Below are 23,061 nucleotides of genomic sequence, written 5' to 3' on the forward strand. Positions count from 1 at the left end.
CTTTAAACATAACCCCTTGCTTTAAAAACAAAAACAAAGCGAAAAACAACACTGCTAATGGTAATTATTAGACACCATCATAAAAGCCTGCGTAAAATCCAGCAAGCACCCTTTTATTTTCTGTTGACATAAGGACCCACCATGACGCCCTGGGCCGTCTTGTTATCCATCACACTGCTGTTGGTTCTGCTGATCAGTGGCAAGGTAAAACCAGCTATTGCTTTCGTCTCGTTGGCATGCGGTTACCTTTTGTTAGGGTTCATCGATACAAGCACCTTACTGGTGCAGTACACCAACCCTGCACTTGCTACCCTGCTCCTGTTGTTGCTTGTTTCGTTGGCGCTGGAGCGCTCGCCGCTGCTCGACTGGCTGTCTAAGCATTTACTCAAGGGCCACCCGAAATTGGCGACGGCACGGCTGATGGGCAGCACTGCCGTACTATCGGCTTTTTTGAACAACACCGCCGTCGTTGCCGCCTTTCTAGGGGCCATTACGCGCCAGCAAGGCATTGCACCTTCACGGCTACTGATCCCACTCTCTTACGCATCGATTCTTGGCGGCATTACCACGCTGGTGGGCACCTCGACGAACCTCGTGGTGAACTCTTTTCATCTGAACGCCAGCGGCAGCGAGCTGGGAATGTTTCAGTTTAGCCTGGTGGGCATCCCGGTTGCCTTGATCACCCTGGCCGTTCTGCTATGGCGTGCCAACGCGCTCCCCCACCACCGCCCGGAAGACACGGAAGAGAAACTCTCGTATTTCTTGGCCGCCGATGTGGAAGCCGAATCTCCCATGATTGGCCAAAGCATCGAGCAGAACGGGCTACGCAGCCTGGATGGTCTCTACCTACTGGAAATTGAGCGTCAAGGCAGGTTGATCAGCCCCGTGGCTCCCGATGAACAGCTACAGGCTGACGACACGCTGGTATTTACCGGTGAAGTCAGCAAAGTGCAGGCACTGCAGCGCTTTCCTGGCCTCAACCTGTTTGGGCACCAAGCCGATAACCTGCTCGCTACCAACCTGGTCGAGGTAGTGATCTCGCATGAGTCGGAATTAGCGGGTAAGACACTGCAAGACGTCGATTTTCGCAGTATGTTTAGTGCAGGTGTGGTGGGTATTCGTCGCGGAGACAAACGTTTAGAGGGACAATTAGGTAAAATCCCTCTCCGGGTAGGCGACTGTTTATTATTGGCCGTCAGCGCGGATTTTCGTCAGCACCGCAACCTAGACCGCAACTTTCATTTACTGAGCGGCAGCTTTACACGCCCACAACTCAACCGTAAGGAAAGCCTGATCACCCTAGGTGGTTTTGCGGCCGTCATTTCTTTGGCGGCGGCTAACTGGCTGCCGCTGTTTCACGGTTTACTCATTCTGCTAGGCGCGCTGCTACTGCTGAAGGTGATCAGCATGGCCGAACTGCGCAGACGTTTTCCTTTCGAGCTATGGCTCATCATTGGCTCTGCCTTGGCCATCGCCCAGGCGCTGGAAAACTCTGGTGCAGCAGCATTATTGGCTGGCGGCATGCAGACCATATTCAGCGGTTATGGCATTTATGCCGCCTTTATCGGCTGCTATTTATTGACGTTACTGCTCACGGAAACGGTCACCAACAACGCCGCCGCTGCGCTGGCCTTTCCCATTGCCTGGAGCACGGCACAAGCGTTTGGGGCCGACCCGCTGCCGTTTGTCATGGCCGTTGCCTACGGTGCTAGCGCTTGCTTTCTGATTCCGTTTGGCTACCAAACACATTTGATGGTGTATTCACCGGGGCGCTACAAAATCACCGATTTTTTCAAGATCGGCTTTCCTGTTAGCCTCACCTATTCAGCGGCAGTGCTGCTAATTACGCCGCTAGTATTCCCCTTTTAGTGATGGATAGATTTTTACAAAAAAGCCGCTGCAGCGAGAGCTGAGCGGCTTTTGTAATGCTTGGAGATGCGTTATACGTCGTAACCCGCCTCGCGGGCAAGCGTAGTATTGGCTTGCAGCCAACCTTCGATGTGCCCGCAATCGAAGGTGCGGCCATGCATGCGAAACGCCTGCACGGTTTGCCCTTCCTGCATCAAGCGGCCGATGGCATCGGTTAGCTGAATTTCGTTACCTGCACCCGGCGGCTGGTCGCGTAGCAGCTCCATGATGCGGTACGGCAGCACATAGCGGCCAATCACCGAAAGGCGTGACGGCGCCTCTTCCGGCTTGGGCTTTTCCACCACGCCGCGCATAGTAGCGCTCTCCCCCGCCGCTGGCTCGTCGCAATCCACAATGCCGTAACGGTAAACGTCTTCTTGCGGTACTGCTTCTACCATGATTTGCGACGCATCGGAGGCTTCCCAGCGCTCGACCATACTGCCTAAATCACACGCGCTGCTGCCTACCTGCGGCTTGACCAGCACGTCCGGCAGGATCACCGCGAACGGCTCGTCTTTATCTAACAGGTGGGAAGCGCAGTAAATGGCATGGCCTAGCCCTTTCGCATTGGGCTGACGAACGCTGGTCACTTTCAACTTTTTAGGAGAAATGGCCGAAAGCGTTTCCAACAGCGCATTTTTACCCTTGCTGGCCAGCGAATGCTCAAGCTCGAAGTGGGCATCGAAATGGTCTTCAATCGCCGACTTGCCCGCACGCGTGACCAAAATGATTTCGTTGATACCCGCCGCCAGCGCTTCTTCCACCACGTGTTGGATGAGAGGACGATCCACCACCGGCACCATCTCTTTAGGAATCGCCTTACTGATCGGCAGCAGGCGCGTACCAAAACCCGCCACCGGAATAATCGCTTTGCGTACTTGGGTCATCATTAACGTCCTTTTATTGAGCGTGCCTTCCACGAGAAGTCATAAACATCGAACCACGCCAAACGATATGCAATAGACATGCCGAACAATATAGCAGGAACGCAGCTACCGGCGCGAGCCTGGGTGCCACCATCGGCACTCCTAACGGAGTGCTTCGCGGGTGCGCTCCGCTTACGCCGCGCTACGCGGGCCTGCCTAGAGTGCCGCGGACCATTAGAGCGGAGTGCCTGCCCCGTAGCGCGGCGTAACGACTGAGCGAGAGCAACGAGCGAAGGAGGCACCCGCGAAGGCGGCGGGTAGCCGCCTGGATGAAGCCGCCGTGAATGATCACAACTCAGTGCCAAGATCGGCACTCCTGGCGGAGTGCTTCGCGGGTGCGCTCCGCTTACGCCGCGCTACAGGTTCCTACCTAGAGTGCCGCAGACCATTAGAGCGGAGTGCTTGCCCCGTAGCGCGGCGTAACGACTGAGCGAGAGCAACGAGCGAAGGAGGCACCCGCGAAGGCGGCGGGTAGCCGCCTGGATGAAGCCACCGTGAATGATCATACCTAGGTACCACCATCGGCACTCCTGGAGGAGTGCTTCGCGGGTGCGCTCCGCTTACGCCGCGCTACGGGTTCCTACCTAGAGTGCCGCAGACCATTAGAGCGGAGTGCTTGCCCCGTAGCGCGGCGTAACGACTGAGCGAGAGCAACGAGCGAAGGAGGCACCCGCGAAGGCGGCGATAGCCGCCTGGATCAAGCCACCGTGAATGATCATACCTAGGTACCACCATCGGCACTCCTGGCGGAGTGCTTCGCGGGTGCGCTCCGCTTACGCCGCGCTACGGGTGCCCACCTCAAGTGCCGTAAAACCTACCAACACTGGGCAACTGCACATACCCGTAGCGCGGCGTAACGAATCTTGCGAGGGACGAGCAAATGAGGCACCCGCGAAGGCGGCGAGTAGCCGCCTGGATGAAGCCACCGTGAAGGATCACACCTCAGTACCAAAATCGGCACTCCTGGCGGAGTGCTTCGCGGGTGCGCTCCGCTTACGCCGCGCTACGGGGGCCTGCCTAGAGTGCCGCGGACCATTAGAGCGGAGTGCTTGCCCCGTAGCGCGGCGTAACGACTGAGCGAGAGCAACGAGCGAATGAGGCACCCGCGAAGGCGGCGGGTAGCCGCCTGGATGAGGCCACCGCGAATGATCACATCTAGGTGCCATCGTCGGCACTCCTGGCGGAGTGCTTCGCGGGTGCGCTCCGCTTACGTCGTGCTACGTGAATTACTTACCCTTTCAATACGCCTGATAAAAGCGCGGTGGCGCTTTCGATCAACTCATCCAAATGCTGTGGGCCTTTGAAGCTTTCGGCGTACACTTTGTAGAGCGATTCCGTGCCACTAGGGCGTGCCGCGAACCAGCCGTTTTCGGTGGTGACTTTCAAACCACCAATGGCGGCTTGGTTACCCGGTGCTTTGACCAATACGGCGGTGCTGGGGTCGCCTGCCAAGGTGGTGTCGGTGATGCTATCGGCGGTGAGGTTTTTAAATGCGGCTTTCTCTTCTGCGCTGCAGGCGGTATCAACCCGTTTATAGAACGGCTCGCCAAAGCGTTCGGTGAGGGTTTGGTAATACTCACTGGGCGTTTTGCCGGTAACGGCCATAATCTCAGCGGCCAGCAAGCACAGCGCGATACCATCTTTATCGGTAGACCACGCTTTCCCTTCTTGGGTAAGTAGGCTCGCGCCAGCGCTCTCTTCACCACCAAAGGCTAACCAGCCTTCATGCAGGCCATCCACGAACCACTTGAAGCCAACCGGCACTTCAAACAGCTCACGGTTGTGCGAAGCCACAACGCGGTCGATCATCGAAGAAGAGACCAGCGTTTTACCGATTTTCAGCGAATCGCTCCACTGCGGGCGATGGCTAATCAGGTAATCCACACACACCGCTAAAAAGTGGTTCGGATTCATCAACCCGTTGGCATCCACAATGCCGTGGCGGTCGGCGTCCGGGTCGTTGCCAAAGGCGATATCGAAGCGGTCTTTAATCTTCAGCAGATTCAACATGGCATCCGCGCTGGAGCAGTCCATGCGGATCTTGCCATCGTGATCGGGCGGCATAAAGCTGAAGCTGGCATCAATAGTGGTGTTCACGACTTCCAGGTGCAGGCCGAAATGCTCACCAATCGCCTGCCACACCGGCAACGCCGTGCCACCCATGGGGTCCACGCCCAGAGTTAAGTTAGCTTTTTGAATCGCCGCCATATCCACCACGCTGCCCAACTGCGCTACATAATGCGCGGTGAAGTCATACTCCTGCACCTGGGCCAGTGCCTCTTCCAACGACACCAGAGCAATATCGCTCAGTTGGCACAGCAGGTAGGCATTGGCACGCAGTTCGATCCAGCGGGTCGCTTCGGTATCGGCGGGGCCACCGTGGTACAGGTTGTACTTGATGCCGCCATCTTCCGGCGGATTGTGCGAAGGCGTGATGATCAACCCATCGGCCTTGGCAGCAGGGTCACCCAGCGGGTGCTGAGTGTTGTAATGGATGATGGCCTGGCTGACCAGCGGGGTTGCCGTATAACCATGCCCCTTCTCAACCAACACCGGCACCTGGTTGGCCACCAGCACACGCAGCGCACACTCCCAAGCGGGGCGTGAAAGTGCGTGGGTATCTACGCCCAGAAACAGCGGCCCCTGATAGTTCTCTTCCTTGCGGTAGTCCACCACCGCCTGGGTAATCGCGATGATATGTGCCGCGTTGAACGTACGCTCGGTGGCGCGGCCACGGTGGCCAGACGTACCAAAGGCGATGCGTTCCTTCACGACACTGGCATTCGGCGTTTGCTCATGAAATGCCTGGATAATGGCGTCCATCTGCTTCTCCCTTGCGTGAATCGCCACTCCTGTTGTGCGTTATCCAACGCGCACCTTTCAACATGACGACATGACTCATGAATAAAAACAATTCAAGACTAACCCACACTTTGTTCTGGTCAAGTCAGAGCGGACACATTTTCAGTAAGCGCTCCACCAACCTTGCAGTTACCCATAAGTGTTTGATGCTGAATATTTGACAACCCAGCCTTCTTCAACGAGCTCGCCTCCCACTGACCCGTGCTGCGGGCAAAGGAGACTGCCCGCGCTCCTCCCCCTTACCCTCACAAGCGAAGCTCTCACCCCTTACAGCTTAAGGCTTTCTGTGGGATGAAAAAAGAATATCATCCTATGATGGTGCCTAACCCCTTGATTTATGGTCAGGAGCAGTCATGCCGGCAAGGTAAAGTATCATCCTTTCTTGCCTTGTCTACTCGCGGAAGAGATCAGCGTGACTACCAGTACGAGCCAAGTGCAGTTCCTCATCCACTACGCGATACAGCAGCAACCAATCGGGTTCGATGTGGGCATCTCGGTATCCCTTCCAGTTCCCCCGTAATGGGTGATCCTGGTAAGCATCCGGCAAGGGAGCTTGCTCGAGCAGCAGGCCCAGCAAGCACCGGAGCTTATCCATGTCCTTGCCGCGTTTCTGGACCCGCTTCACATCTCGCTTGAACTGGCTGGAACGTACTGGGGTTAGCATCAGATGCCCAGGTCCTCGAACAGCGCATCCGCGCTATCAAAGCGCTTGCCCTTGCCGGCTTCCAGCTCTTCCAGAACCTTGGCCGTAGTGGCGTTCGGCACCTGCACGGCAAACGGCAGGCGCTTTTCGTCGGCGATCCGCAGCATCAAAAGGCGTATGGCGTCGGACACGGACAGACCCATAGCCTCCAGGGCAACGGTGGCGCGCTCTTTGGTTTCGCTGTCGATGCGGGCTCGGACCACGGTATCAGCACTCATGACTCTCTCCTTCTCTTTCGTAGCTACTTTGTAGCCACATTATAGCCGGGCTACGCCGCCTTGTCATCAGGCACCGAGGGTAAACGCTTGTAGACGGCCTGAACTCACCTATTGGCCAGCTGATCTCGTATAACCTTTTGATAATAGGCGCTTAGCTGTTTCTTTTTCTGCCTTAACGCATCGATTTCGGATCTCGTCAGCGGTTCTAAAGCCGACGAGATAACTTGCCTCGTTGGCGGTGAGGGCTGGGATGTGTATTCCGAAGATATTTTTGATTTCATCACCTATTCACCATTCACAAATCACCACTCACCACTCACCACTCACAAATCACCATTAACCACTCGACTTCCGTAAGGCCTGACGGGCCCACACGAACGAAGCGTGCTTTCTCAGTTCTCAACCACGCTACCGCGCCTGCCAAAAAGTAATTGTGTGCGCTGGGTCACCGATGCGCTGTGCATCCATGGCCGCCTGTTTTGCCATTTTAACGGTCGCCTCAGGGTGGTTGAGCAATTGCTGCATCGCGGTGTGCCATTCGTCAGGGGAATCCCCTGCTAGCAGGCCGTTTTCGCCATGGCGAACCACCTCTGTATAGGGGTAGCGATTGGAGTAGATGCCTACTCCGCCCATAGCAGCAATATCCAAAAACTTGATAAACGATTTTCCCTGATTGAACGGCGTTGCTAATAGAGGTGCCAAGCCAATGTGTATTCGTCGCTGGCGTTGGTACTGCTGAAAAGCCTGCCAGGGCAACGGTGCCGGGGCTTTCACCCGTGGCAGCGCCGCCAACCGCTTGGGAATATGTTGGCCCAGCATGATTTCAAGCTCGGTATCATCACGCTGCTTTTGCAGTGCTTCCAAGGCAGGTGTGATATGCAGTAAATCCTGAAGGTGCGCCCGCGTACCGTGAAAGCCTATCTGCCACGGCGTTTCTGAAGAAGCGGTAACCGATAAGTGCTCCTGGCTCGGCAATGGCGCCAGCAACGGCGGTGTAAGCACTGAAACCTTGGCGTGGCGCGGGGTAAAGTAGCTTGCCAGTTGGTCGCTGCATGCCACCACCTCATCGGCCAGGGCCAGTAAGCGGGGCTGAAGGCTGGCGATCCCCGCCATACGTTTGCGATAAGCGCTGGGTAGCGTGGCATCAACGGCGGCAGCGGCTATATCATCATCAATCAAATAAACGATATAACCAAAAGCATTACGGTTGCGCTCTAGCCAGCGCAGCCAGCTTAACGGCAGCGAGCGGCATAACAGCAGGTTTACCCCGGCGAAGCGGTGCTTGAAGGAGCGCCCGTGCAGCCGCGCAGCGCCAAAAGAGCGAGAAACAGGACAGCGCTCGGTTAACACGCCCTGGTAATTCAGTGCAGGCGCGGCGGACTCATGGAAATAGATATCTTCGGTTGGCCGCGCGCCATCGCTGAGAACGACCCAGTGAATGTGGCTACTCACGATGCATCCTTTTTTAATCCATTAATCGAGTGATGCACACACCGTAGCGCGTAACCGATACTGGCCCCCACCAGCCCCGGCACCACTTCGCTTACCGCTCGCGACACAACTCCTCACCCTTCAGTACTCATCCCTAACGGAGCGAAAAATCTTCATGCACCAGCGTTAAATTAGGATTATAAGCAGGGTCGTTATCCAACTGAGCTGCCCACGTCTCACGCATGTAGGCAACTTCCCCAGCAGCACGGGCACGCTTCTTAGCGTTGTCGTCGGCCCCGCGTGAGATTGATTCATGGTGGTAAAGCTCAGCATAGGGGGTCCACAGATTACGGTAGCCCGCCTCTCGAACCTTTAGACATAAATCCACGTCGTTAAAGGCAACGGTAAGATGCTCTTCGTTGAGCCCACCTACCTGTTCAAAGACACTTTTCCTCAATAACAAGCAGGCAGCGGTTACTGCAGATAGATTGTGTGCCAGATGCAATCGATAGAAATATCCGGGGTGGCTTCTTGGAAAATACTTATGGGAGTGCCCAGCCACACCGCCTAAACCAAGGATAACGCCCCCATGCTGGATAAGGTCGTTAGGATAATAAAGCTTGGCCCCCACGCAGCCGATCTCCGGTCGGCAGGCTTGGCGGACCATTTCATCAAGCCAATCAGGGTTGATCGGCTCGATATCGTTGTTCACCAGCCCGAGAATTTCCCCTCGGGCATGCATAGCCCCATAGTTATTGATCGCCGAATAGTTGAACGGCTCGTTCCAGCGCAACACACGCACTCGCGCGTCACGGTTGGCTACGTCATGCATATAGTCCAGCGTAGCGGTACAGCTACTCTGGTTATCGAGAATCAACACTTCCAGGTGAGGATAATCCGTTCTGTCAAGAATGGCGTCTACGCATGGCTTCAGGATTTCCACTCGGTCACGGGTGGGAATTAGAAGACTTACCAATGGCGCTTGCTTGGGTAGCGGCCAGCGCACGTGGTAAGTATTAGCAAAGGTTCCATGTTCTACTAGCGCACCGGAGTGATGAGCGGCTAAGTGTTCCCTAACAGCGTTAAGCCCTGCGGTAGCAGTATAGTCTTTCTGCCCGCTATTCATGGCCGTTGAGCCTTCCGCAGCGCGCCAATGGTAGAGTACCCGAGGCACATGGATAATTTGCTCGGGAGCAATGGCGGCGGTGACACGTAGCGCTAGATCGTGGTCTTGGCTTCCTTCAAATCCTTCGCGAAAACCGCCCAGCCCACGCACCAAAGCAGTCTGGTATACCCCTAAATGGGAAATATAGTTTTGCGCCAATAGCAGATCAGGGTTCCAATCCGGTTTAAAGTGGGGGTCGTAGCGCCTACCGCCTTCGTCCAGTTTATCTTCATCACTATAAAGCAGGCGGGCCTGTGGCGATTGATTGATCGCTACAGCCATTTCAAGCAATGCTTCGGGGGCTAGGCAATCATCATGATCGAGTAGTGCAACAAAGCTCCCCTGCGCCAATTCAAGGGCAGAATTGCTGGCGGCACAAATATGCCCATTCTGTTCACGGCGTACTACCTGTATACGCGGGTCACGCTCAGCATATTCGGCTAGCAACGCGGAAACGCCAGGTTCTGTTGAGGCATCATCCGCGATGCAGAGCTGCCAATGGGGGTAATGCTGGGCAAGCACGGAGTCCAAGCAGGTTTTTAAATGTTCCAATGTAGGGTTGAAGACCGGCATGAGTATTGAAATAAGCGGTTTAGAGGCCAACCCTGCCAATACTGCCTGCCGCTCTTCAAGAGACCTAGTGGGCTGGTTATGTAACCACTCGGCATAGCTGCGCTGCACGGAATAACGCTCGAACGTTGCCTCATACTCCGCCAACGCTAACTCGCGCCACGGCTTGCCCTCATCAGCCGCTTTGCGTTTGAGTGCTTTAATAACGCTGCGCTTAGGCGTATTACGCCACTGAAAATGCATATTAGATAAGCGCTGGGCCAAACGGTCGTGAGCAAACCAAGGGGTTAGCCACACAAAACGTAAATGGCGGATAGAGAAGCAACCCTCGCCTTCCAATGGGTCTAGCCGTAAGGATTTAACGCCGGTAGGCATCCAAAACAGTCGTTTAGTAACCCGCCCTGCTTTCACGGGCAAGTAAACGCTACTCTCCTCTTCGAACCCTTTTCCTCGGTTAAAATAGAGCTTAACGGCAGCGCTAGGCTGGTCGTGGTCTATCGCAATTTCCAGCATTTGCCAGCCGGGCAGTAAACGGGCCTTGGGAAACGTAAACTGAGGGTCTTCACCAACGGCTTGCCATTGGTAAGCGGCTTCCGGCGAGAGCGCTTGCAAATGGCAACGGGGCTGATAGTCAGGCGTATGGGAAAAAAGGGTCACAGCGATCTCTTTCATGAAACAAATGCAAATATTAAAAAAAGCCCTAGTATAAAATCTGCCCTGTATCAGCAACTTTTACAACAATGTTAGCGTATTCTGCTATTGGCTTAGAAAAATTTACGTGAAAGCTAACATATCCATCTCTTGGTAAATTTAACCTCAGCATGCCTGCACGGAGAGCTGTTGCAGAAATATTTGCCAACACTTCACCATCATACTCTACATTAAGATTCACTGGTTCATCACTATTCGACCACCAAGCCCATCCACTAACACTCTTCTCGTTTCTTTGCTGCACTGCTCCATGAGCAAAAGGCAAACCGCTAGTAAAAATCTCTTTTCTATTTAAAAAAATTTTTTTAGCTTTCTCATATAAAACAATATCATCTTGGTTGAGCTCAACAATTTCTTGCAACTGGCTTATTGGCAAACTATAACTTTTCGATTTATCACCCCTTCCTAAGTTCATTTCAACAGAATTAATTTGAGACTTAAAATCACTGTTAACAATAGCCAAACACTCATCATAGAACTCAGTAATACCTATAAACCCTAAGGACTCTAAAGGTATGTTGTGCAACATCTTGGACTGACGGTTTATAAAAGCATCTTTAACATAAAACGAAGAAAGGCTTCCTTTATAACCATTATGCCGTACAAAGTGATTGTATTCTGAAACAACTCTTTGCACGGGCTCACGTAAAAAAGTTAACGTATTACGAACCCCAAAAACATGAATGTACTTATTCGCTGGAACATGGCCACTTAAAAAAACATGACCATTCTCTTGCACATATTTTTTTAATAAAAAACTATCTTTTTTATTGTAAATAAGATCGTTAATTAAATGCGACGTCTCATGAGATGAGTAAGAGTAATCATATAAAACATTATCCGAACCATAAAAAGTTTCAGCTGCTTTTCTAAAACTAGTGCCTGCTGTCTTGGGTATATGGACAAAAAACATATCAATACCTAAAAATGAAAAATCGATTCAATATTTTCTGCAGCGGAAATCCCATGCTCTTTGATCCACTGCTGTTTATTTACCAACTCACTCCAAGACGATAAAAACAAAAAATCTATATTGAAAGAAAGTGCAGCATGATAGTCATATTTGCTATCGCCTAAAAACAAAGCAGGAAAAATAATATTGCCAATATCAATCTCACGCTGCAAAATCTTTTCCTTATTGTCTGGGCTACCAAAAATACCTCCATTGAAAAGGTTAGATATACCTCTAACTTTAAACAACTCACGAAGCTCATCTTGATCACCACCTGATACAATCAGCCATTTCGCACCAGCAGTGCAACGCCTAAGATCAACAAGGCCATTTGCTATTTCACAACTCAACAATCCCTGGCGAACGCGGGCAGAGTAATCAGCTAACAATCTATCGATGCATGGACCTGGCTGGCTTGGCTCAATCAAATTGCGAAGAAAGTAATCAAACTTTCTGTAACGCGAGACACCACCATTCTCCACATGATACTTTACTAGACGTTTGGCTGCTAAAACACCATATGGTAAAGCCGCTTCATAAAAAGCTTCAGTTTTTATGGAGTTAGAATTCAATACAACACCATCACAATCAAAAACCAAAGTTCTATATTTCGAAATATGAGATCTCATAAATCAACCAATCTTTTTTCAGCCATACACTCTGCAATAGCAAAATCTTCAGGCCAGTCTATATCATGGCTTACTAGTTTATCTAATGCATAAAGATAAGGCGTGTCACCTATCCGATCTGCTTTCTGTTCATATACACTAAGAGAAGTTAGAAAAACCGCGCTATTCACCTCATGCAAAGGCTCAATCGTTTGTGTTCTTGGCCATTTTTCCAAGTCACGACTGTAATTAAAGGGCTGACTATCTTTCCATAAAAAACCATGCATTTTAGTAGTAGTCATTAGGGAGTCAAACCCTTGTTTTTTTGCATCAAAGTAAGCATTAATAATTTTATCGTAAAGCTTAGCCGTGATGAACGGCGAAGTAACATGTGTCCAAAGAATATTCCCAGAGCTTACTAAAGATGCTGCATGCGAAACAAGACTATCAGTACTTGTACTACTAGATGATAGCTCCTCTTCACGACGGTGTATTTTCAACTTTTCTACTCGAAGAGCTGAGGCATATTCGATAATCGATTCATCATTAGTCGAGAGCACTATCTCATCAATTAAATTTGCTGAAATCAGTTGCTTCAGCTTAACTTGTATTAGCCCAAACTCATGACCAGCGAAAGGTTTAATGTTTTTTCTAGGTACGCGCTGACTTCCTAGACGACAAGGTAAAAAGCAAGTAATTTTATCTTTCATGATACTAAACCATATACACTTGTTTTTTCAACATCATACCTAGTTGGTGTAATAGCAATCAAAGGTGTATTTGATGAACTTCTTTGATATAGCTTAACAACTTGATTCATTTCCAAATTACGCGGATCTTCGCCTTCATATCCGTCAAAACCAGCCATAAATAATTTTTTAGCCCCGCCACTTGCAGCAACCGCAAAGGCATAAGCCATAACAAGAGAATTTGGACTAGTGCAACAATCATGACCAAACTCAAACTTATCAGGCTCTACATTCAATCCAAAATCAAGAACCTCTTTACCAGCTAAAGCACTTTTAACTTCTTCTGGGAGCATAGAGTACGGTGTGATTAAAGGCTGTGGTAATTTAGCATGCATTTCACAATCAGCTAACAATCGGACTGGATGGCAGGCCACACGAAAATCTATAAACTCTGCACTTATCGAACTCTGCGTATTAAGAGCAAGAACCAATGGCTTTTCTTTAACAATAAAGCGCTCTAATACTTTTACATACTTTTCAACACCAGGGCCTGTACCTAGTAGAAGAACATTTTTCCCTTCAAATGAAGCTTTAGGCGACCATGTACCTTTAATTTCGTTGTTATAAAAGTGACGTGCTGAATCTAAAGTATTAAAATTGAATTTCTTACCACCTTCAACTCGAAGGTATTCAATAACAGCAAGAATATCTTCCTCATCGAATCTCGAATCACTAAGCATCTCTTGAATATAAGTAGGATGAATACCATACTTACCAGCTAGATAATAATACGGATTTGTACCCCAACCATAGTACTCTTGCATTGGCTTAAACTGTTTACGCAACAAGGCCATTAGCGGCACCATGCTAACTTTTTTATCACGGATTCCGGCTAGCTCAATAGCGAGTTCTTCCGTCCGAGCATTCCCGGGGCCACGTCCCATACCAGTTACTGTAGAATCTACCCACGTAACTCCTTCGTCAATAGCACGCAAAGTATTAGAGAGAGCCAGACCTAAGTTATCATGTGTATGAATACCTATAGGCCCTTCCCACTCTGTACGAAGCCACTTGATTATCTGGGCTGCTTGATCAGGATTCATGCTCCCCATGCTATCTGCAAAATAAAGAGCATCTAAAGGATAAGAACTAGCCTCTCGGGCAAGTGCTATAACTTCCTCTTCGGTACGGTCAGCAATTTGCATCAAGTTAAAGCCAACTCTAAAGCCACGCTCTTTCAACCAGACTACTGCAGGTAAAGAAGACGTAAATTCATGCACATGGCATGCAATTCGCACTAACTGAACTGGCGAGTTTTTAGCATCATTAGGAAAAAGCTTGGCCAACACTTCTGACTGAGGCAAGCTTCCCACTAACTCACTGCCATTAATCATCACACCCACGGTTAGTCCTGAGGGTACATTTAAAGCACTAATAAAATCATCAGTAGTGAAAGCACAAGGCCCTTGATAACCTATATTTTTTAGTGACCTAAGGCCTAGCTCCACCACATCAACTCCAGCAGCTTGCATAGCCTCTAAATATTCAGCTATTAGAGATTCAGAAAAATCCCATTGATTATAATATCCACCATCACGAAGGGTGCAGTCTAAAAAAGTTAAAGCCATTTTAAAAATCCTCAATTAGGTCATTAATTACATTTTCTGCATATTCAGCATCAACATTCAATGCAAAAACTGCAGCAGTTAGAATTTTCAAAAAACCGAGAAAATTCGCATTCCCACCAACAATTTCTTTATCAGCACCATGGAGCACCAGTTCATTTAGTAGCTTAAACTGACCACCATCAACAGAACGATATACCTTGGCGCAATAATCGCTCAAGGTAATTAACACTTTGAGCTCATAATTTGCTTTGAATAGAAAGTTATTACTGGCCTCACTATTCAAACTATCCTCAGTGCCAAAAAAAATCAAACTATTGAAAAACTTATCCGCTGAAAAAAGAGCTTCATCTGCCTCACGTATGCCAAAGCACCTTGTGAAGGAAGCATCAAAAAAACCATTATAAACCGTTTCTTTAAATAAGCGAAAACTTGAATTCACTCCAGACACTATCACTTTATCAACTAGTAACATTTTTTTTTCAAGCAAAGCTGAAATTTTTTTCCTTAAGCGCAGTAAAATACAGTAAGCAACTTCTGGAGCCGTTCCTTCAACAACGTACTTAAGAAACAGAAAGCCGTATAGAGAAGGATGATTACTGCTATCTATGAAGAAAAAATCAAGATTGTAATCCAACAATCCAGCCAGAGGCACACAAGATTTAGAGTAACGTTTCTCAACTTTTTCAAGATGCCAAGCAGGATGTTTGTAAACACCATCAAAAAAATATTTATCCTTTTTTTTATTTTTATATTCTCTAGCAAACAAACACCAAAAAATATAATTACCACCTATATCAGTTAACTCATCTAATGCTTTAATTGACTTAGCATACATACGCTCATCATCTTTTCCTGAAATATATTTTCGTTCTACTCGGAAAATATCACTTTCAAGCCCTGTATAGTCGTACCCATTTCCAAATCGAAAATCACCTACTAAAATAAAAGCTGAGCTTTTATCTAAAATAGAACCACAGACATATTTTTTAATTGAATGATGCCATATAGGCAATCCGCCAATGCCATAAAACTCATGCGTCACATTCAAATAAAAGTTGAAATGTGACATTCGTATCACATGTGAGGGGCCTATAATCATATTTCACCTCGCCTCATTCAACTTTTTTTCCACCTCTTGAAAGAATGATTCATTTGCAAGCTTTCTAGCATCTCTACTTCTTTCGAAGATAGGGTTTAAATTTATGTTACCATTGTATTTTATTGCAGCAATTCGAGATTCTGCAGGTATGTTTCCAAGACATTTAGATGCACACTTGACTGCAAGCTCGCCAATACTCAGCAAAGCCTTACAATCTGAAACCTGGCCTAACAACCAATCATTTCTAGAGTGATAAAGATCATTGATTGCCTTTCTTGAAAAGTCGAAAACTTTGATATACTTCCAACCAGAAGAAACAAAATCACCTTGATACGTTTCAATTAAAGCAATCATAAATAAACACAAAGAATAATTCCAATAACATAATTGATTCATTTCAGGGTCAGCATTTTCTAAGCTAGATTTTAAAACTTCATTAGCTGCAAATATTTCTCCTTTTAAAAGCAACACCATACCAAGTGTGCATGATGAAGAAATGATCCAACGTGACCTATTAGGTGTTAGTGTTATTTCGGAGTTATCGAACTTTCTCTTCTCCTCAAAAAGACTATCTACAATCCAACCCCGGGAATCTGGTTGCTCTAGTACTCGATAGCATAACAATGTTATGAGCGCACCGAAAAAATGATTATCTTTTTTTACAACACGTAATGCATTTAAAGCAACGAAAAAAATTTCGTCTTTGTTATATTCTCGAGAAGCGGCATTTACTAAACTTCTCGTCATGTAAAACTCATCATTAACTTTAGATAGGTCTAGCTTATAATTTTTAAAAAGAAAACCCACATCAATTTCTTCGCCATCAATTAATAAGCTGTTTTTTTCATAAATTGAAAAGGCATCAATCGGCACAGTAACAATCAGATTATCTTTAATATCAAACTCTACTGGACTTACTTGACGCTCACCTGAAAAAAACTCAAGCCTGCTTCTATTATTTGCTATCACTTTTGTAAAAATAACAGCTTTTCCATCTTTAATTAGAACATTCTGCATAAATCACCTTAACAAAGATATCAATTCATCAGTTTGATTTAAACTGGTAAAGAAGAAATTAGAAAGATTTTGAGAAGTGCCTTTAAGCGAGCTTATATCTACATTTTTTAAAAAAACACTCAGCTCTTGTAAATTTGGACTTAACACATTACCTGTTTTATTTTCAACGACTCCTTCGCCAATCCCGCCTATATTACTTGCTATAATCCAACATCCACAAGCAGCCGCTTCTCTCGTTACGAGACCAAAACTTTCGGGCCATGTAGAAGGCGCAAATAGCACATCAATCTGACGATACAGATCCACCATCTTCTCTTGGGATACCCGGCCTATGAACCTAACGGGCACCTTACCCCACGTGTCTTTAGCTTCAAACCCTTCCTCTTTGGAGTGGTCGACCACCAAAAACTCCATGTTGTCTGGCTGCGATTCCATTACCGCCTGTTTCAGCAGGTAATAGCCTTTATGTGCAGACATGCCCCCGATATGGCCACCCACTACCCGCGAGGTGTAGCTGGTATCCTTAGGTGCCCATGGCATTTCTTCCGATATACCGTTGGGAATGACCTGTATATCAGCCACGCCATTTTTACGGTAAATATCCGCAAAGGCATTAGAAACAGTCAGTACTTGGCGTGCTCCCTTTAACAACCCTTTTAAATAGAGCTTGCGTTCTACCGATGCCTCAATGCTCATATTGGCCGGTAGTTCGATAGGTGCAAAGGGGTCTGGATGCCCTTCTGGATAGACTTTGCCTTTGTGATCCACCAGGAACTGGAAGTCTGAAATCCACCACGCATCATGGGCGGTGATGAGGTAAGGAATGTTCGCCTCTTGGGCGGCTTCGACAATCGAGCCAGTCAGGCGCTGAATACAATGGAAGTGAATAATGTCAGGCTGTTCACATGCCAAGAATTCTGCGAAGAGCGCTTTCATTTTAGGGTCTTGTGCATGCCAATCCATATGCTCGCGGTAAATAGGCGTTGCTCGATATACCCTAACATCGTGATGGTTGTAAACGCTCAATTGATGTGGCGTTCTACACTCTGCATCTGCCGTAAATACGCAAAGGTCTACCTCATCACTAAAGTGTTTGCGAAGCGCATTAAAATTGTCAGCCACGACACGAGTTGCACCGCCAATTGATTGTGGCGGGAAAAACACGTTTACCAAAGCCACTTTACGGCGCCTTGGTTTAGCTTCTAGCCCGTCACTATTAGGCTGAACAACTGCCAACGAGGCAGCCGCTTGATCGACCTGTTCCACTAGCTGGTTACCCAGCACCTCCAGTGAATATTCTTCCACTGTCCGCTGTTGAGCTGCTTTGCCCATATTTTTTCGCAATTCGGGGCTTTCGACGAGCTTGGTAATCGCCGCTTCCCACTGCTCTGCCGTTGCCGCAAGGAAGGCATCTTCTCCATCGCGAATTACATCCCGGTAATTTTGTGTGGCACTGACTACAGAGGGTACGCCATAACATGCTGCTTCAAACCATTTCAGCTCAGATTTACAGGCATTGATCTCATCATCGTGAAGCACCGCTAGGTTGATATCTGCATTTCGTAGCAACGACCAATAACCTTGTACACTTTTGATGGGCGGCAGTAGTGATAACTGATCAGCAAACTCGGTGGTGAAGCTATTGGGGAGCTTGAGATAACCAACGATTACTAGACGCAGGTGTTTGTGCTTGCGCAGCAATTTCTGGATGGCGGGCAAGGCCAAGTCAATGAAGTCTTGGTTGTGTGCCTGGGTCCCACTGCCATAGAAAATATCTAGCGTGCCTTTAGAGTGCTCTTTTAAGTCAGCAATTTCATTAAGACTATCGAGTCCATTACGGTGTAATAAGCAGTGTTTACCAAATACCAGCTTGGCTAACCTTTGTTGCAGAGGAACCGTAGAGGCCAACCCAAACCGGCAATGCCTAGCCGCCGCATGAAAAAGAGCCATACCGCGGGTTAGCTCACGATACGTATCAATTGACACATAACCGCCATAAGTGGAAAGCGCGGGCGGGTAAACGGGCTCAAAGATTAAGTCATCAATTTCATAAAGGCTTAGCTTACCGGCTGCATTGGTCTGTGCCATGGCTTTGATCACTTTCGGCACGGCAGGTACACGATAAAAAATAATAACATCGTGTGCTGCAACCATATCGCTGCTGTTTTCGAGCGTCATCCAATCAATGGCAGTGACCGTTTTACCTACGGCAGTGAGCTGTTCAATTTTTTGATTAATACGGTAACGCTCACACTGGGGTACGTGGTAGTCCCCAATAATGAGAATTCGCTCTTTGTTAAGATTGGACAGTGTTTCTGGGTTATGTTGGCGACCGCTGGCTATTAGATAAGCGCTGTAAAGGGTGTCTGTAAAACGGTCACACGCTTTTACTAACTCATCACGGTTTCCCTGGCCCACATAGCTTAAGAATGCCGGATAAATATCATCCCATGCTGTATTGGCTATTTCATCAAGCTTATCTAACTGGCCTGTAAAGTCGGGATGAGCCTCTACCCCTTCAGCAATAGCCAAGAGCGCTTTTTCATGCTGATGCAATCGCGACAAGCAGGTGGCACGGTTATGGTTCAACCACTTAGGGGAATCCCCCAGCGCCCTGGCAGCGTTGTAGTAGCCCAGCGCAATACGGTTCTGCCCTTCGTCCAAATATGTATTACCCATTAATTCTAATGCGCCACCAATCGCTTCAAACGTATTGGATGCGTTAAGAAGCGCACGAGCGGCCTGCCGATTTGAAACCGTCAAGTAGTAACGCGCCATCATTAAGTAATGACGAGCGTTTTGATTATCCGATTCTGAAAATGCTACAGGAATGCTAGGCTTTCCAAGAAAGGCATTGAGCATATCCTGGCTATCAATCTCCATCCCTTTACGCGAATTCAAGGCCTGTAGGCGGTTAAAGCACATATTTTCGGGCAAGAAATCGCTGGGTAGTTTTTTACTGCGCAGCCACGCTTTAATCGTTGCCGGGCGCTTTTCTTTATTTCCGTGAGTTTCATAATGCTGCTTGAGCGCCTCATCCGTGACGACACCTGCCGCTTTTAGATCCTGATTAATCGCCAGATAGAAGCCAGCATCGAAAGCATCATCCGCTTCATGGCTGCTTTGCTGGTTAGCACTAGGCAGGCCTAACTCATGCCTTGCAGAACCAAATCGACCTTCTTTCTGGCCAAATTGTTTCCAGTGTTCAGCTAGCTCTTCATCGGGAAGCGCTTTCAGATCATCATATTTTGAACGGTAATAAGCGGCATCCAGCTCGATTTCAGGCGGGTGCTCAACCGCTTGTGAAGGTTCTATATTCTTATATGGTTTTTGGCTTTTCTTGCGTGGGAAAAGCTTCTTTTCTAACTTTAAAAACATGAAAAATCCCTTTATCAATTTCATGCATATCAAAAAGCAAGAAGTCGCTTCATTGTTATAACATTGAAAAGAAGCACATCTACTTCAAATTGATAACGCAATTACTAAACTAAGAACACTCTTTACTTAAAGTAGGGAGCATTTGCAAAAGAGGTGCCTTGCGCATCCTTGCCTGACAACTGCGGTGCTTGGCCTTTTTTGAGCGGCCAGCTAATCGCTAGCTGTGGATCGTCCCACGCGACTGATACTTCGTCTCCAGGCGCATAATAATCCGTACACTTATACTGAAACTCGGCTTCCTCGCTTGTTACGTAGAAGCCGTGCGCAAAACCCGGGGGTACCCAAAGCATTTGCTTATTTTCTTCATTTAGCAGCGCCCCTACCCATTGCCCAAACGTGGGGGAGCTTTTACGCATATCCACCGCTACATCGTACACTTCACCACGGGTGACGCGTACCAACTTACCTTGGGGCTGTTGGTACTGGTAGTGAAGGCCGCGCAAAATACCGTGGGTAGATTTGCTGTGGTTGTCCTGTACAAACCGGTAGTTGCCGCAGTGCTTTTCGAATTCGCTCTGGCGAAAGGTTTCCATGAAGAAACCGCGTTCATCACCGAACACTTGGGGGGTGAGCAGTACCACATCGGGAATGGCGAGTTTTTCGTAATGCATAGCTGGTAGACCACCTAAATTAGCTGCGTTTTAATTGGCCACGGACACTCACGGAAAACACGGACAAGGTCAAAAGCAACAACCAATAAAGTCAAAAACCAATAAAGAATTTAAGGTTTTGTCCGTGCCGTCCGTGAGTGTCCGTGGCGAAACAGGTTTTCAGTGAGTGTCTGTGGCTAGATATTATCGTTTGGTTATCAAAAGGCGCTGTAGATACTGGCCGTATTGGGTTTTAGAGAGCGGTTTTGCCAACGTTGCAAGGTGTCCGTCGCTCACCCAGCCGTGCTGCCATGCAATTTCTTCTAGGCAGGCGATTTTAAGGCCTTGGCGGTGTTCAATAGTTTGTACATATTGGCTGGCTTCTAGCAGGCTATCGTGAGTGCCGGTATCCAACCAAGCAAAGCCACGTCCTAGGCGTTCTACACGCAGGTCGCCACGTTCAAGGTACGCATTATTAACGCTGGTGATTTCCAGCTCGCCGCGCTCGGAAGGCTCTACGTTTTTGGCAATTTCCACAACGTCGTTGTCGTAGAAGTAAAGGCCCGTTACCGCGTGCGCTGATTTAGGCTTTTTAGGCTTCTCTTCAATGGAAATAGCCGTACCATCTTCATTGAATTCAACCACGCCAAAGCGTTCGGGGTCTTTTACCAGGTAACCAAATACGGTGGCACCGCTGGGCTGCTGATCCGCGCGCTTTAGCTGCTCAGAGAAGTGCTGGCCGTGGAAGATGTTGTCTCCTAACACCAAGCACACGGGGCTTTCGCCAATGAACTCTTCACCAATGATAAACGCTTGGGCCAAACCATCGGGGCTAGGCTGCTCGGCATACTGAAGGTTGATACCAAAGTCGTCTCCGCTGCCCAGTAGGTTTTTATATTGCGGCAAATCTTCTGGTGTCGAGATAATCAAAATATCGCGAATCCCCGCCAGCATCAGCACCGAGATCGGGTAGTAGATCATCGGCTTGTCGTAAATAGGCAGTAGTTGCTTTGAAACGCCACGCGTGATGGGGTGTAAACGGGTGCCAGATCCTCCGGCAAGAATAATGCCTTTACGTTGGGTATTTTGGCTCATGGTTACCTCCTGTGTAGGTTAATTGCTACGGACACTCACTGAAAACACGGATAAAGGCAAAACACACTTTTAGTTTTTTCCGTGGTGTCCGTGTCTTCCGTGGCTTATGTATTTTCGAGGTATTCTTTAAGGGTTAGGCCCAACTGGGCTTGCCAAGTCGGTAGTGTGACACCAAGGGCAGCTTCAAGTTTACTCAGGTTCATTCGTGAGTTTAGAGGCCGTTGTGCAGGCGTTGGATACTCAGCGGTGGGAATGCCCGCTGCGCCTTGCGGCTTAATAGCAAGCGTTTCTCCTGCTTTGCGTGCCTGCTCAAAAATTTCGCATGCGAACCCGTGCCAGCTGGTTTCCCCACGCGGTGCCAAGTGGTAGATGCCTGATGCTAAGTGAAGCGTTAAGTGTGAGGGGTGAGGCGTGAACGCTAGTGCGGTTACTTGGGCGATTAAGCGTGCGGGTGTGGGTGCGCCTATTTGGTCGTTGACGATGCTGAGCGCTTCACGCTCGCGGCTTAAACGCAGCATGGTTTTCATAAAGTTGTTGCCGCGTGCAGCGTATACCCAACTGGTACGGAAAATCAGGTGCTGGCAGCCGCTTTGGGTAACCGCTTGGTCACCTTCCAGCTTGGTCTGGCCGTATACACTGTGCGGTGCCGTGGGGCTATCTTCCTGCCAGGGGGTTTCGCCGTTGCCGGGGTATACGTAGTCGGTTGAGTAGTGCACCAGCGAGATATTGTGCTTGGCGGCATACTCGGCTAACTGTGCTGGCAGCTCGGCATTGAGGCGTTTGGCTTGCGCTGGCTCGCTTTCGGCTTTATCTACTGCCGTGTAGGCTGCGGCGTTGAGGATCAGTGCTGGCTGGTGTTCTCCCAAGTAGGCGTCTACTGCTTGGGCGTTGGTTAAGTCGAGCTCTTGGCGTGTAGGGGCCAGGATATTGCCGAAGATGGCAAATTGGCGTTGGAGCTCAAAGCCGACTTGGCCGTTACCGCCGGTGATTAAGATGTTCATGGTGAATCCTTTTCTGCCACGGACGCTCACGGAAAACACGGATATAAAAAATTAAACGACAATGCGTTTGATCAGTGCTTTAGGAAAGGTGAAATTAATGAGCAGGCCTACTGGTAAGTGAGTGGCACGTAGATAGTTAATGAGCTGAGGCTCAGCTGATGGAGGCAAGCTTTTTTGCGCTTTCAACTCTAGAATAATTTTACCTTCAACCAACAGATCGAGCCGATGCTCTCCAACAAGACACTGCTTGTAGTAAATATTGACAGGCTTTTCGGCCTCAACATGCAGGCCTATGGACTGTAGTTCAATAAACAGTGCTTTCTGATAGATGCTTTCCAAGAAACCAGGCCCAAGCTGCTTGCTAACTTCGAAAACCGCCCCCCTGATTCGATATGTTAGTGCTTCTTCCGTGAGCATGTGCACCTCTTAATATTGGCCACGGACGCTCAC

The 23,061-nt window shown here is 48.6% G+C and carries 18 protein-coding genes; 1 reads left to right on the top strand and 17 read right to left on the bottom strand.

Annotated features, from left to right (window positions below):
• The first annotated feature begins 141 nt into the window (after positions 1-141).
• Positions 142-1,869: an SLC13 family permease gene (locus tag AC13CN_RS05855; RefSeq protein WP_483053070.1), complete on the top strand. Its 1,728-nt coding sequence runs from the start codon at positions 142-144 to the stop codon at positions 1,867-1,869.
• Between the two features lie 71 nt (positions 1,870-1,940).
• Here AC13CN_RS05855 and AC13CN_RS05860 read toward each other — a convergent pair whose 3' ends face one another.
• The 17 genes from AC13CN_RS05860 to AC13CN_RS05940 all read right to left on the bottom strand — a co-directional run bounded on the left by AC13CN_RS05860 (position 1,941) and on the right by AC13CN_RS05940 (position 23,028).
• Complete coding sequence (locus AC13CN_RS05860; protein WP_427720857.1) at positions 1,941-2,795, bottom strand: UTP--glucose-1-phosphate uridylyltransferase; 855 nt, start codon at positions 2,793-2,795, stop codon at positions 1,941-1,943.
• A 1,269-nt stretch (positions 2,796-4,064) separates the two neighbouring features.
• The gene (locus AC13CN_RS05865) at positions 4,065-5,657 is read right to left on the bottom strand and encodes a phosphohexomutase domain-containing protein (RefSeq protein WP_483053071.1); all 1,593 of its coding nucleotides are present in this window, start codon (positions 5,655-5,657) and stop codon (positions 4,065-4,067) included.
• 430 nt (positions 5,658-6,087) lie between these two features.
• Positions 6,088-6,360 carry a type II toxin-antitoxin system YafQ family toxin gene (locus tag AC13CN_RS05870; RefSeq protein WP_054641457.1) on the bottom strand — a complete coding sequence of 91 codons (273 nt, stop codon included), beginning with the start codon at positions 6,358-6,360 and terminating at the stop codon, positions 6,088-6,090.
• The gene (locus AC13CN_RS05875; RefSeq protein ID WP_054641458.1) at positions 6,360-6,617 is read right to left on the bottom strand and encodes a type II toxin-antitoxin system RelB/DinJ family antitoxin; all 258 of its coding nucleotides are present in this window, start codon (positions 6,615-6,617) and stop codon (positions 6,360-6,362) included. Before AC13CN_RS05875 ends, AC13CN_RS05870 begins: the two co-directional genes overlap by 1 nt.
• 408 nt (positions 6,618-7,025) lie before the next feature.
• The gene (locus tag AC13CN_RS05880) at positions 7,026-8,069 is read right to left on the bottom strand and encodes a glycosyltransferase (RefSeq protein WP_062374923.1); all 1,044 of its coding nucleotides are present in this window, start codon (positions 8,067-8,069) and stop codon (positions 7,026-7,028) included.
• A gap of 133 nt (positions 8,070-8,202) precedes the next feature.
• Positions 8,203-10,440, bottom strand: coding sequence for a glycosyltransferase family 2 protein (locus tag AC13CN_RS05885; RefSeq protein ID WP_483053072.1), 2,238 nt, complete (start codon positions 10,438-10,440; stop codon positions 8,203-8,205).
• A 43-nt stretch (positions 10,441-10,483) separates the two neighbouring features.
• Positions 10,484-11,407, bottom strand: coding sequence for a sulfotransferase family 2 domain-containing protein (locus tag AC13CN_RS05890; RefSeq protein ID WP_483053073.1), 924 nt, complete (start codon positions 11,405-11,407; stop codon positions 10,484-10,486).
• Between the two features lie 8 nt (positions 11,408-11,415).
• The gene (locus AC13CN_RS05895; RefSeq protein WP_483053074.1) at positions 11,416-12,075 is read right to left on the bottom strand and encodes an HAD family hydrolase; all 660 of its coding nucleotides are present in this window, start codon (positions 12,073-12,075) and stop codon (positions 11,416-11,418) included.
• Positions 12,072-12,764: an acylneuraminate cytidylyltransferase family protein gene (locus tag AC13CN_RS05900; protein ID WP_483053075.1), complete on the bottom strand. Its 693-nt coding sequence runs from the start codon at positions 12,762-12,764 to the stop codon at positions 12,072-12,074. Before AC13CN_RS05900 ends, AC13CN_RS05895 begins: the two co-directional genes overlap by 4 nt.
• Positions 12,761-14,371 carry an aldolase catalytic domain-containing protein gene (locus tag AC13CN_RS05905; RefSeq protein WP_483053076.1) on the bottom strand — a complete coding sequence of 537 codons (1,611 nt, stop codon included), beginning with the start codon at positions 14,369-14,371 and terminating at the stop codon, positions 12,761-12,763. The genes AC13CN_RS05900 and AC13CN_RS05905 overlap by 4 nt, the downstream gene beginning before the upstream one ends.
• A 1-nt stretch (position 14,372) precedes the next feature.
• A complete protein-coding gene (locus AC13CN_RS05910; RefSeq protein ID WP_483053077.1) occupies positions 14,373-15,440 on the bottom strand; it encodes a hypothetical protein in 1,068 nt (355 codons plus the stop codon).
• A 33-nt stretch (positions 15,441-15,473) separates the two neighbouring features.
• On the bottom strand, positions 15,474-16,487 hold the full coding sequence (locus AC13CN_RS05915) for a hypothetical protein (RefSeq protein ID WP_483053078.1): 1,014 nt from the start codon (positions 16,485-16,487) through the stop codon (positions 15,474-15,476).
• A gap of 3 nt (positions 16,488-16,490) precedes the next feature.
• A complete protein-coding gene (locus AC13CN_RS05920; protein ID WP_483053079.1) occupies positions 16,491-19,865 on the bottom strand; it encodes a glycosyltransferase in 3,375 nt (1,124 codons plus the stop codon).
• A gap of 122 nt (positions 19,866-19,987) precedes the next feature.
• A complete protein-coding gene (rfbC, locus tag AC13CN_RS05925) occupies positions 19,988-20,536 on the bottom strand; it encodes a dTDP-4-dehydrorhamnose 3,5-epimerase (RefSeq protein ID WP_483053080.1) in 549 nt (182 codons plus the stop codon).
• Between the two features lie 183 nt (positions 20,537-20,719).
• The gene (gene rfbA / locus AC13CN_RS05930; RefSeq protein ID WP_483053081.1) at positions 20,720-21,610 is read right to left on the bottom strand and encodes a glucose-1-phosphate thymidylyltransferase RfbA; all 891 of its coding nucleotides are present in this window, start codon (positions 21,608-21,610) and stop codon (positions 20,720-20,722) included.
• Between the two features lie 104 nt (positions 21,611-21,714).
• Positions 21,715-22,611: a dTDP-4-dehydrorhamnose reductase gene (gene rfbD, locus AC13CN_RS05935; protein ID WP_483053082.1), complete on the bottom strand. Its 897-nt coding sequence runs from the start codon at positions 22,609-22,611 to the stop codon at positions 21,715-21,717.
• Positions 22,612-22,662: 51 nt separating this feature from the next.
• Positions 22,663-23,028, bottom strand: coding sequence for a GxxExxY protein (locus AC13CN_RS05940; protein ID WP_054641466.1), 366 nt, complete (start codon positions 23,026-23,028; stop codon positions 22,663-22,665).
• Positions 23,029-23,061 lie beyond the last annotated feature (33 nt).

It is taken from the genome of Vreelandella sp. L-25, from assembly GCF_056857535.1.